Origin of the sequence: Bradyrhizobium jicamae, assembly GCF_001440395.1 — a bacterium.
Classification (GTDB): domain Bacteria; phylum Pseudomonadota; class Alphaproteobacteria; order Rhizobiales; family Xanthobacteraceae; genus Bradyrhizobium; species Bradyrhizobium jicamae.
This window is the reverse complement of record NZ_LLXZ01000093.1, coordinates 22,265-34,085: the sequence shown is the minus strand read 5'-3', so window position 1 is coordinate 34,085 and position 11,821 is coordinate 22,265. Positions and strand designations below refer to the sequence as shown.

Below are 11,821 nucleotides of genomic sequence, written 5' to 3'. Positions count from 1 at the left end.
GCCCCAAAGCTCCCGCGGGATGCTCAAGAAACGCCTGAAAAGAAAGCACTCGCGATGAGGAATTTCCATTTCGCCGGCCGCTCGACGGTCCATGCCCAGAACGCGATGGTGGCGACGTCGCATCCGGACGCCGCGCTGGTCGCCATCGACGTGATGCGCGCCGGCGGCACGGCGGCAGACGCTGCGGTCGCGGCCTGCGCGCTGCTCGGCGTCATCGAGCCGCAATCGACCGGCATCGGCGGCGACTGCTTTGCGCTGATCCAGCCAAAGGGCGAGGGCAAGATCGTCGCCTATAACGGCTCCGGCCGCGCGCCGATGGCCGCCACGGCCGAATGGTACCTGGAGCGCAAGATCCATTCGGTGCCGCTGACCTCGGCCCATTCGGTGAGCATTCCCGGCGCGATCGACGCCTGGGATACGATTTTGCGCGATCACGGCAAGATGGGGCTCGACACCCTGCTGCAGCCCGCCATCAAGGCCGCTGAGGAAGGCTACGTCGTTGCCCCGCGCATCGCCTTCGACTGGAAGAACCAGTTCGAGAAGCTGAAGAACGGCACCAATACCGAGCGCTATCTGCTGCCGCACGGCAAGCCCGCGGTGGCCGGTGATGTGATCCGCCAGCCTGAGCTCGGCAAGACGCTGCGCGCCATCGCCAAGAACGGCCGCGATGCGTTCTATAGCGGGGAGATCGCCGCCGACATGGTGGATACCCTGCGCGGCATCGGTGGCCTGCATACGCTGGAAGATTTCGCCGCGCATTCGACCGAGACGACGGCGCCGATCGGCACGATGTACAAGGGCCACGACGTCTGGCAGTGCCCGCCGAACGGCCCTGGCATCACCATGCTGGTGATGCTGAACATCCTTTCCCGCTTCGACCTGACGAAGTTCGCACCGCTCAGCATCGAGCGCTTCCATCTGGAGGCCGAGGCCGCGCGCATCGCCTACATGATGCGCGAGCAGTATATCGGCGATCCCCAGCAGGTTCATGTCGACGTCGCCGGCATCCTCGCCAAGGAGTTCGCCGAGGAGCACATCAAGAACATCAAGATGGACCGGCTGCTCGACCTGCCGAACGTCGCGCCGCCGATGAATCCGTCGACCGTCTACATCACCGTCGTAGACAAGGACCGCAACGTCTGCTCGTTCATCAACTCGATCGCGCATTCGTTCGGCTCGGCGATCGTGTCCAACAAGACCGGCATCCTCTTGCAGAACCGCGCCGGCGGTTTCCGGATTCAGCCCGGCCATCCCAATTGCATCGCGCCGGGCAAGCGGCCGCTGCACACCATCATTCCGTCGCTTGTCACGAAGAACGGCCGTGCGGTGATGCCGTTCGGCGTGATGGGCGGTCAGTATCAGCCGGTCGGCCAGACCCATGTGCTGACCAACATGCTCGACTATGGCTGCGACGTTCAGGAAGCCATCGATATGCCGCGCGGCCTGCATTATGAGGGCGTCTATCAGCTCGAGGACAGCGTGCCGGCCGAGATCGTCGAGGGCCTGAAGAAGATCGGTCACAAGACCACCAGCGTGGTCGGACCGCTCGGCGGTGGCCAGGCGATCTGGATCGACTGGGAGAAGGGCACGCTGACCGGCGGCTCCGATCCCCGCAAAGACGGTTGCGCGCTGGGCTACTGAGCCCCGCGCGATCCTCGTCGCCGGAACCGCAGGCCGCCGCATTCGTTAGGACGGTGCGGCGGGCCGTTGTTCTTGCAGGAGATGGCCGCCTGTTTTCAGGGGGCGGTCATCAGCTCACTCGATCCCGAGGATTTCGATCAGGCCGATCTGCACGGTGGGCATTCGCCCTGGTTTGCGAAGCCGGGACAGCACGCGCGTCTTGAACTCAGCGAAAATCTCACATGCGATGCGCTGGTCGTCGGCGCCGGCATCACCGGCTCGATGGTCGCCGAACGCCTGACGCGCCAGGGTCTGGACGTCGTGATCATCGATCGCGAACTGCCCGGCCGGGGCAGCACCGCGGCCTCTACTTCGATGCTGCTGTGGGAAATCGACCAGCCGCTGAGCGACCTGAGCAAGGCCTACGGCTTCGAGCGTGCGGCGCGGGTCTATCGCGCCAGCCTTGAGGCCGTCGCCGGCCTGAAATCGCTGGTGGCCGAGCTCGGCATTGTCTGCGGCATGCGGGACAAGAATTCGCTCTATCTCGCGGCAGGAGAGAGCAGCACCGACCTGATGGAGGAGCACCGCTGGCGAATGCGCGCCGGTTTGCCGGGCGAGTTTTTGGACCACGGCAGGCTGCGCGACAGTTTTGGCATTGTGCGTGCCGGCGCGCTCGTTTCATCGGGGGCGGCCGATGCCGATCCCGTGTGGCGCACGGGATGCTTGAGGCTGCGATAGGGCGCGGCGCGCGGCTGTTCGAGGCAGAGGCCGTCGCGTTCGATGCCGCCGGGCGCATGGTCAATGTCCGTCTTGGTAATGATCGCGAGATCGAGGCGCGATCCGTCATTCTTGCCACCGGGTATGTCATGCCTGACATCGTGCAGTCCTCCGTACATGCGGTGTCGTCGAGCTGGGCGATCGCGACCGTGCCGCAGCCGGATAGCGTCTGGAACCACGGCACGCTGATCTGGGAGGATGCGAAGGATTATCTCTATGCGCGAACGACGCGGGCGGGACGCATCATCATCGGCGGTGAGGACAGCGCGGAGATTGTCGAGCCGGAGGCGCGCGATCGTCTGATTTCGGAAAAATCAGGCATTCTCGCGCGAAGGCTCGCAGCGCTCTGGCCGACGGCAAAGACCGACATCGAATTCCGCTGGGCGGGCACGTTCGGTACCACGCATGACGGATTGCCGCTGGTCGGTCCGGTCCCCGGCGCCGAGGGCATCTATGCGGCCTATGGCTATGGCGGCAACGGCATCACGTTCAGTTTCCTCGCCGCACGATTGATCGGCGATCTGATCGCCGGAAGAACCTCGCCGCTGCTGCGCGATTTCGCCATCGATCGCGATGACAGCATGGCTGGCCGCTGAAAAATGGCTAGGGAAACCGCCGGCTCTGCGCTAGAGACGGCGGTCTCTCGAACGAGGTATGCTGAGATGCGCTTCTCCCGACGCACGATTATCCGGACCGCATGTGCCGCCGCCGCAGCGGCAGTTTCCACGCCCGTTGCCATCAGGTTGGCATCGGCCCAGACCGCAGGAAAACCCATGACCACAGCTTCAGGCTTGCAGATCATCGACAGCAAGGAAGGCACCGGCGCCTCGCCGAAGACCGGCCAGACCTGCGTCATGCACTATACCGGCTGGCTCTACGAGAACGGCCAGAAGGGCAAGAAGTTCGATTCCTCCGTCGACCGTAACGAGCCGTTCGAGTTCAAGATCGGCCAGCGCCAGGTGATCGGCGGTTGGGATGAGGGCGTCGCCTCGATGAAGGTCGGCGGCAAGCGCACGCTGATCATTCCGCCCGCGCTCGGCTACGGCGCGCGTGGCGCCGGCGGCGTCATTCCGCCGAACGCGACGCTGATGTTCGACGTCGAATTGCTGGCGGTGAAGTAACGCGCAAGCAGGGGAGGCGCATCGTGAAGGTCTCGATCCTCGATGATTATTTCGACACGGTGCGCACTCTCGATTGCTTCCGTAAGCTGGCCGGACACGACGTCACCATCTGGAACGATCACGTCCAGGACGTCGACGCGCTGGTAGACCGCTTGAAGGATACCGAAGCGCTGGTCCTGATCCGCGAGCGGACGCAGATCCGCACGCCGCTGTTGGAGCGGCTGTCGAAACTGAAGCTGATCAGCCAGCGCAGCGTCTATCCGCATATCGACATCGATACCTGCACCCGGCTCGGCATTATTGTGTCGTCGAGCCAGCATGCCGACACGCCGTCCTTTGCCACCTCTGAATTCACCTGGGGCCTGATCCTGGCGGCGATGCGCGCCATTCCGCAGCAGATGGCGGCGCTGAAGGCCGGCAAATGGCAGATCGGCGTCGGCCACACGCTGCGCGGCAAGACGCTGGGCATCTATGGTTACGGGCGGATCGGCGCCGTCGTCGCCGGCTACGGCAAGGCGTTCGGCATGAATGTGCTGGTATGGGCGCGCGAACCGGCGATGGCGAAGGCCAGGGCCGACGGATACGCGACCGCCGCCAGCAAGGCTGATTTCTTCGAGCGCTGCGACGTGCTCTCGCTGCACATGCGCCTGGTCGAAGCCACGCGCGGCATCGTCAAGGCCGAAGATCTCGCGCGCATGAAGCCGACGGCACTGCTGGTCAACACCAGCCGCGCGCCGCTGATCGAGCCGAACGCGCTGGTCAATGCGCTGCGCGCCGGGCGTCCCGGCATGGCGGCGATCGACGTCTACGAAAAGGAACCGCTGCGCGACGTCAGCGATCCCTTGCTGACCATGGACAACGTGGTCTGCACCCCACATCTCGGCTACGTCTCGCGCGACGAATACGAAATCCAGTTCACAGATATCTTCGATCAGATCGTCGCTTATGCGGCGGGCACGCCGACGAATGTGGTCAATCCGGATGTGATGCAAAAGCGGCGGTGACGCGATATCTATCCGCGTCATGCCCGGGCTTGTCCCGGGCATCCACGTCCTTTTGTTTCGCTGAGCTAAGACGTGGATGGCCGGGACAAGCCCGGCCATGACGAAAGAGACGCAAAAGTTCCCCGATTTGGCTGGTTTGCCGTCGCGGTTTTATGTAGCGTTCGTCAATCAGACCATTGAGAAAGCAACAAGATGAGCGGCACTCACGATCACACCCATCCCCACGATCACGATCATTCGCATGGCGATGCCGAGCGCTGGAAGCATGACGGTGTCCGCGTCATTCCCGGCAATCAGCTCGATCCCAACGTGCCCTCGACCGCCGGCATGGACCGCAAGGCCGCGATCAATTTCGCCCGCGTCGGCGCGCAGAAATTATGGGCGGGCACCGTGACGATCCGGCCCGACGCCAAGACCGGCGCGCATCATCACGGCCATCTCGAAAGCATCATCTATGTCGTGAAGGGCAAGGCGCGGATGCGCTGGGGCGAGCACCTGCAGTTCACCGCGGAAGCTGGTCCCGGCGATTTCATCTTCGTGCCGCCTTACGTGCCGCATCAGGAAATCAACGCCAGCCGCGACGAGGTGCTGGAATGCGTGCTGGTGCGCTCTGACGGCGAGGCTGTCGCCATCAACCTCGACATCGAGCCGGTGGAAAAACCGGAGACCGTGCTGTGGGTCGATCCGGTGCACCGCGATCCCGCCGAGAAGAAGTAAGAGCAACAAAAGCCGCCGCCGTGCGGATGCCGCGGGGGAAATCCCATGAAGCTTGTTCGCTACGAGAGCGCGGGCCACGTCGCCACCATCACCATGGATCGCGCCTCGGCGCACAACGCGCTCAATAATGCGTTGTGTGACGAACTGCGCGAAGCCTGGTTCCGCTTTCACGCAAGCGACGATCGCGTTGCCGTGCTGGCGTCGTCCGAAGAGAAATATTTCTCGGTCGGCGCCGACGTCAGGGATCTCCCCGTCAACATGTGGCACGCCGTGCCTGGACTGGGCGTCGAACTCGACAAGCCGGTCATCGCCGCGACATCCGGTTGGGTCGTGGGCGGCGCCTTCGTTCTGGTGCAGATGGCCGACATGTGCGTGGCATCGGAGACGACGCGCTTCATCTATCCGGAGGGCAAGATCGGCACCACGGCCGGTGGCATTTCCTCGGTGATGGCGCGGATGCCGCACAAGATCGCGATGGAGTTTCTGCTGGTCGGCGAGGAAATGTCGGCGGAGCGCGCTTACCAGATCGGTTTCGTGAATAAGGTCGCGCCAAAGGGACAGCATGTCGCACTCGCGCAGGAGATGGCTGCAAAGATCGCCGCCAACGCCCCGCTGGTGGTCCGGGCGCTGAAGAAACTGGCCCGCGACGCCATGCCAAAGGGGCCGCTGGAGGGGGTTGCCGAGGTGCGGCGGCTGCTCGACGTTATCAGGGACAGCGAAGACCTGAAGGAAGGCGTCAAGGCGTTCGCCGAAAAGCGCAAGCCCGACTTCAAGGGCCAGTAGGATCGCCGGTTCCCCCGCGATCGCAAGCCTGCGGCACGTCCAAAATAATTTTGAATCCGGATGTCGGACCGGCCGCCGTCCGCTCGTCCTTGGCTCGAACGCCCAAAAAAGGAACCCGACTATGGCCAAAATGATCTTCGTCAACCTGCCGGTCAGCGATCTCGCCCGCTCGACCGCCTTCTATTCTGCGATCGGCGGCGAAAAGAACCCGCAATTCTCCGATGACACGGGGTCCTGCATGGTTTTTTCCGAAACTATCTACGTGATGCTGCTGACGCACGACAAGTACCGGCAGTTCACCTCGAAGAAGATCGCCGACGCCAAGGCCACCAGCCAGGTGCTGCTCTGCCTTTCCGCCGACAACCGCGATGCGGTGGACGATATGGTCGGAAAGGCGCAAGGCGCGGGCGGCGGCGCCGATCCGGGCCCGAAGCAGGATTACGGCTTCATGTACGGTCGCAGCTTTGAAGATCCGGATGGTCACCACTGGGAGGTGATGTGGATGGATGTGGCGGCTGCCACCCAGTCCACGACGGCCGCTGCCTGATCGATCGACAGATTATAGGGTGGGCAAAGCGTAGCGTGCCCACCGTTCACGGTCGCGCCTGACGACAGATGGTGGGCACGGCGCAAATGCGCCTTTGCCCACCCTACACACCTCTAATAACTGATCCTCAGCCCCACGCCGCCGTGAAGCGTGTTGCCGATTGGCTGCGGGCCGGCGGTGCCGTTGAGGAAGAGGTCGGCGACCCAGCCCTTGGTGATGCGGAAGCCGAGCCGGCCGCCATATTCGAACCAGCCCTGATTGCCGATCGTGGGCACGATGGTGCCGTCGCCGGTGACGCTGGCGACGATGCCGGATCGATTCCCGAAGGATTGCACCCACCCGCCGTTGATGTTGGCCTCGACGTTCGAGCCGAACAGATGCGTCCATTGTCCGCCGATCTTGACGAGGCTGGTGCGGTCGGTGCCCGTCGCGATCGAGGCATCGAACGGATTATACGCGGCCGCAGGGTCGGTGTAGCCCTTGACCCGTTGCCACAACTGCCAGACCTCGACGTAAGCCGCGGCTTCATCGCGCGGCGAAAACCGGCTCATCCAGCCGGCGCGGCCGTAGACGGCGTAGTTCTCGCTCGATGTCGAACTCTCCAGCGACACCGCGCCGAGGCTGGTCGAATAGCTGCGGGAGTAGCGCACCTTCTGGAACGGCGACAGGATGCTGCCGACGTCGAAGAACGGCCGCGACGATCCCCAGTCGACGAAATCGTAACGCAGCGCGAACGCGCCGATCGGCGCGCTGGTGACGTGATAGCCGCCCTCGTTGAACTGGGCGTAGGCGATACCGGCGAGCAGCGACAGATTGGGTGTCAGGTTCTTGCGGCCGTGAATGCCGGCCGAGAACGAACCGGCCGAACCGAACGCGCTGATGCAGTCGTTGCAATTGACCTGCTCGTTGATCCCGAGCAGCACGTTGCCGAGCACGCGGTTGGTGATCATCTGGTTGAAGCGCTGCCCGGCGAGATCGTTGATCGATCCGGCGCTCGAGCCGGGCGTGGCCAACGGCGGCGCGTTGGCGCCTGGCGTCGGCGACGGACTCGGAGTCGGTGAGGGCGAAGGGCTTGGCGAAGGAGTGGGGTTCGGCGTTGGCGTCGGCGGGTAACACTCGGTACATTCCTCCACCGGAGTAGGTGAAGGCGAAGGCGACTGTGCCCGCGCAGGCGATGATTGCGCCGCGAGCAGCGAAAGAAACAGCGCTGCGGATAGCAGAAGCCGGCGCGAGAAATTTGCCATCGTCAGCGCCCGCACAGCATGCCGGTGGGATCGCTGCCGTCGTCGACGATGACGGGAGCGGCATCCGCATATTGCGTGGTGCTGCAGAGCCCTGCCGCGGCGCCGCAGGTCGCCGCAAAGGTCCATGGCGGGGTGTTGGTCTTCTTGATTGCCGACCGGCCGCCGGCACCGCTCGATGTGATGATGGCGGTGTCGCCGGGCCGGGTAAGCTGGATGCATTCGAAGCTGACCGTGCAGACCGAAGCGGCGCCGTCCCGCAGATTGACGATGGTCTGGCCGCGCTGCGACAGGATATCGAGCGTAGTGCCGCGCACGCCGATCGTCGCCAGCGGCGTCGTGATCTTGTAGGCGGCCTTGTCCGATTGGCCGGTGACGAAGCGAAACGCGCCCGAGGTCATGCGTATCGCGACTTCGCGATAGTGATGCTCGTCGTCGAAAACGGTACGATCCAGCTTGAGGGTCGCATTGGGGCCGAGTGAGAGGTTGGTGTTGTCGGCCATCACCAGCCGCGTTGCGCTGTCGATCCCGGTGCGCACCGTCTCGTCGCGCAGCACCCCATCGCCAACCTTGATCTGGGTGGTCGAAGGGCCGGCCACGCGGAGCACTTCATTCTTGACGACGGCTGCTTCGCCGACGCGCGTTTGCGCGTACGCGGGCGCAACCATCAATGCAGTTACCAGGCCAATCGCAGATAGCGAACCAAAGCAGTTACAGAAATTCATTTCAAAAAAACCGATCGATTTATCCCGACATCGTACCGGACCGCGGGCGCATGCGATGTGGCAGAATTATCACTCGCGCGGCTTACTCGCCGATCGGTTAGTGATTGCGAAATTGAAATGCGTTCAATGCGATGGACATAAAAATCTGGAGTCGCCACACTCAATTTTGCCGCAATTTCTTATAGTCCCTGATTCCCAGCCAGATCGCCCGTGAAGCAAGCAACTCAATCACATTCCATTCCACCGGGTTCGATGATGCGCACGGGCGTCATCGCGGGCGCCCTTTTTGTTCTTGCGCATTTCGCGATGCTGATCGGCGTCACCGCGCCGGAAAAGTTTTACTTCGACGAAGTGCATTACGTGCCGGCGGCGCGGCAGATGCTTGAGCCGGTGATGCCACAGCCGATGCTCAATCCGATGCATCCGCCGCTCGCCAAGCATTTCATCGCGTTGTCGATCCATGCGTTCGGCGACGGGCCGCTGGGCTGGCGCTATCCGGGCGTGCTGTTCGGATCGCTTGCGATCGTCGCGGTGTATCTGTGTGGCCTCGCGCTGTTCGCGGCGCAGGGGCCGGCGATCGCAGCGAGCCTGCTCGCCTTCTTCAACCAGATGCTGTTCGTGCAATCGCGGATCGCGATGCTGGATATTTTCGCGCTCACCTTCAGCCTGTTCGCGATCGCCGCGTTCATGCATGGCTTTCGAAGAGAGCGCCCGCATCTGTGGTTCGCGCTTGCCGGCATCGGCTTCGGCCTGTCGGCCGGCAGCAAATGGAGCGGGCTGTTCGTGCTCGCGGTCTGCATCGTCATCGTCGCGGTGATCCGCCTGATGCAAAATTGGCGCACCCTGTTCGCCGATGCCCGGCCGGATGACTGGTACCGGCCCGATCTGTGGCCCGATTTCAGGTGGTGGCATTTCGCCGCCTGCTTCCTGTTGGTTCCGGCCGCGGTCTATCTCGCAACCTTCATTCCGCTTTACGGATTATCGGTCGCGAACATCCTGGAAGCGCAACGGCGGATCTTCAGCGATAACACCACGACCGCGATTGCGGGGCACACCTATATGAGCTCATGGCCGTCCTGGCCGTTCCTGGTGCGCCCGGTCTGGTATCTCTTCGACAAGGTCGACGACGACCGGATCGCGGCCGTGGTGTTTCTCGGCAATCCGCTGATCCTGTGGCCGGCGCTGATTGCGGTCGCGATCTGCCTGCGCGACTGGATCGTGACGCGGCGGTTCGATGCCTTTCTGGTGCTGGCATTCTATTTCGGCCCGTTGCTCGCATGGGCCCTGCTGCCGCGAACGCTCGGCTTCATCTATTACTATCTTCCGGCGGCGACCACCGCGAGCCTTGCACTGGTCTATGCCTTGAAACGCGGCAGCACGCCGACATGGCTGCTATGGGCGTATGTCGGAATCGGTTTTGCCGGCTTCGCCGCAATGTTGCCGATATCGGCCGCGTTCATAGGTACGTCGATGGCAACGTTCAGTCGCCTGATGATCTTCCAGAACTGGATTTGAGACCGTCGTCGGCGCAGAACGCTTAACGATTGGTTACCCGAGTAGTCCACTTGTACGGGTCATGGGCTCGCCGTAGATTCGTCACTGTATGAGTCGCTCGAATCCCCTTTAAAGGAGCGAACGGCATGTGGGCCTTCTTTGAACGTCTGCTCGATTCATCGATGTTTGCGCCGCATGGAATATGCCTGCTGTGGGAACCCCAGCTGATCTGGCTCCATGTCGCCTCTGACGTCATCATCGCGGCTGCGTATTTCTCCATCCCGATCGCGCTGTCGATCTTCGTCTCGAAGCGCCGCGATGTCGACTTCGGCTGGGTCTTCTGGGCATTCGCGCTCTTCATCATGGCGTGCGGCGTCGGCCATGTGATGTCGATCATCACGCTCTGGTATCCGGTCTATGGCCTCGAAGGCATCGTCAAGGCTCTGACCGCTGCAGCCTCGATCGTGACAGCGGCGATGCTGTGGCCACTGCTGCCGAAGGTGCTCGCGTTGCCGTCGCCGTCGCAGTTGCGGGCGGCTGAAATCGCCCTGGCACAGGAAGGCATGTATCGGCGGGAGGCCGAGGACATGTTGCGGCAGTCGCAGAAAATGGAGGCAATCGGACACCTGACCGGCGGCGTGGCGCACGATTTCAACAATCTGCTCACGATCATCAGCGGCAATCTCGAGATCGCCGATCGCTGCCTGCATTCGTGGAGCGATGCCACCCGCGAACGGCTGACGCGGGTGATCGCCAACGCCGCGAACGGCGCGCAGCGCGCGGCGATGTTGACGCAGCGGTTGCTCGCATTCGCGCGCCGGCAGCCGCTCGATCCGAAACGGACCAACGTCAACCAGCTGATCGCGGGCATGTCGGATTTCTTCAGGCGGACGTTAGGCGAGACGATCGACCTCGAAGTCGCAGGCGGCGTCGACCTCTGGCAGGTCGAGGTCGATCCCAGCCAGCTGGAAGCGGCGATTCTCAATCTCGTCGTGAATGCCAAGGACGCCATGAATGCCGAGATCTCGGGCGCGATGGCGGGAAGCGGCAAGCTGACGATTGAGACCAGGAACATCTCTGTCGACGAGGGCGTGCAGCGGAACGCAGGCGTGCCGGCGGGGGAGTATGTACTGATCGCGGTGAGCGATACCGGCTCGGGAATGCCGCGGGAGGTCCAGGAGAAGGCGTTCGATCCGTTCTTCACGACCAAGGAACCGGGGCATGGCACCGGCCTCGGATTGAGTCAGGTCTACGGTTTCGTCAAGCAATCCGGCGGCGAGATCAAGATCTACAGCGAGGTCGGACATGGAACGGCAATCAGGATCTACTTGCCCCGTGCCGCTGCCGCACCCGAGATCGCCGGACAGGGCGAGGGCCCTCTGGTCGGAAGTTCGGGAAGCGAAACCGTCCTGGTGGTCGAGGACGAGTGCGATGTGAGATCGTATCTGGTCGAGACGCTGAAGGACCTGAACTACCGGGTTCGCGAGGCGGCGAACGGCGCGGCCGCGCTCGCTCTGTTCGATGCCAATCCGTTCCGGATCGATCTGTTGCTGACCGACATCGTGATGCCCGGCCTCAACGGCCGGGAACTGGCCGACCAACTGTATCACCGGCAGGCCGGCCTGAGAGTCCTGTTCATGACCGGTTACTCGCGGGATGCGATCGTGCATCAGGGGCGCCTGGATCCCGGGGTGTCGCTGCTGCAGAAGCCGGTCACCCAGGCCTTGCTGGCGGCACGGATCAGGGAAATCCTCGATAAGTCGTAGATCGACGCGCCGGGGTGTCGTGCCTT

12 protein-coding genes are annotated in these 11,821 nt (G+C 63.1%); 10 read left to right on the top strand and 2 right to left on the bottom strand.

Annotated elements, in window-relative coordinates:
* Positions 1-54: 54 nt before the first annotated feature.
* The 8 genes from ggt (at position 55) to CQ12_RS14445 (ending at position 6,569) form a co-directional block, all read left to right on the top strand.
* Positions 55-1,641, top strand: coding sequence for a gamma-glutamyltransferase (gene ggt / locus CQ12_RS14475; RefSeq protein ID WP_057835973.1), 1,587 nt, complete (start codon positions 55-57; stop codon positions 1,639-1,641).
* Positions 1,642-1,707: 66 nt separating this feature from the next.
* Complete coding sequence (locus CQ12_RS47430) at positions 1,708-2,358, top strand: NAD(P)/FAD-dependent oxidoreductase (protein ID WP_430642208.1); 651 nt, start codon at positions 1,708-1,710, stop codon at positions 2,356-2,358.
* Complete coding sequence (locus tag CQ12_RS14470) at positions 2,340-2,993, top strand: NAD(P)/FAD-dependent oxidoreductase (RefSeq protein WP_430642207.1); 654 nt, start codon at positions 2,340-2,342, stop codon at positions 2,991-2,993. Before CQ12_RS47430 ends, CQ12_RS14470 begins: the two co-directional genes overlap by 19 nt.
* 66 nt (positions 2,994-3,059) lie before the next feature.
* Positions 3,060-3,518, top strand: a complete 459-nt coding sequence (locus tag CQ12_RS14465) for an FKBP-type peptidyl-prolyl cis-trans isomerase (protein ID WP_157088212.1) — start codon at positions 3,060-3,062, stop codon at positions 3,516-3,518.
* A gap of 23 nt (positions 3,519-3,541) precedes the next feature.
* Positions 3,542-4,522 carry a D-2-hydroxyacid dehydrogenase family protein gene (locus tag CQ12_RS14460; protein WP_057835971.1) on the top strand — a complete coding sequence of 327 codons (981 nt, stop codon included), beginning with the start codon at positions 3,542-3,544 and terminating at the stop codon, positions 4,520-4,522.
* A gap of 192 nt (positions 4,523-4,714) precedes the next feature.
* Positions 4,715-5,239: a cupin domain-containing protein gene (locus CQ12_RS14455; RefSeq protein WP_057835970.1), complete on the top strand. Its 525-nt coding sequence runs from the start codon at positions 4,715-4,717 to the stop codon at positions 5,237-5,239.
* A 45-nt stretch (positions 5,240-5,284) separates the two neighbouring features.
* Positions 5,285-6,022 carry an enoyl-CoA hydratase/isomerase family protein gene (locus tag CQ12_RS14450; RefSeq protein WP_057835969.1) on the top strand — a complete coding sequence of 246 codons (738 nt, stop codon included), beginning with the start codon at positions 5,285-5,287 and terminating at the stop codon, positions 6,020-6,022.
* 121 nt (positions 6,023-6,143) lie between these two features.
* Positions 6,144-6,569: a VOC family protein gene (locus tag CQ12_RS14445; RefSeq protein ID WP_057835968.1), complete on the top strand. Its 426-nt coding sequence runs from the start codon at positions 6,144-6,146 to the stop codon at positions 6,567-6,569.
* Positions 6,570-6,682: 113 nt separating this feature from the next.
* Here the strand turns inward: CQ12_RS14445 and CQ12_RS14440 are convergent, their stop codons facing one another.
* Complete coding sequence (locus tag CQ12_RS14440) at positions 6,683-7,813, bottom strand: hypothetical protein (RefSeq protein ID WP_057836045.1); 1,131 nt, start codon at positions 7,811-7,813, stop codon at positions 6,683-6,685.
* 2 nt (positions 7,814-7,815) lie between these two features.
* Positions 7,816-8,478 carry a FecR family protein gene (locus CQ12_RS14435; protein WP_245309920.1) on the bottom strand — a complete coding sequence of 221 codons (663 nt, stop codon included), beginning with the start codon at positions 8,476-8,478 and terminating at the stop codon, positions 7,816-7,818.
* Positions 8,479-8,787: 309 nt separating this feature from the next.
* Here CQ12_RS14435 and CQ12_RS14430 point away from each other — a divergent pair, with 309 nt between their 5' ends.
* Positions 8,788-10,050, top strand: a complete 1,263-nt coding sequence (locus CQ12_RS14430) for a phospholipid carrier-dependent glycosyltransferase (RefSeq protein WP_057835966.1) — start codon at positions 8,788-8,790, stop codon at positions 10,048-10,050.
* A gap of 125 nt (positions 10,051-10,175) precedes the next feature.
* The gene (locus CQ12_RS14425) at positions 10,176-11,795 is read left to right on the top strand and encodes an ATP-binding protein (RefSeq protein WP_057835965.1); all 1,620 of its coding nucleotides are present in this window, start codon (positions 10,176-10,178) and stop codon (positions 11,793-11,795) included.
* The last annotated feature ends 26 nt before the right edge of the window (positions 11,796-11,821 follow it).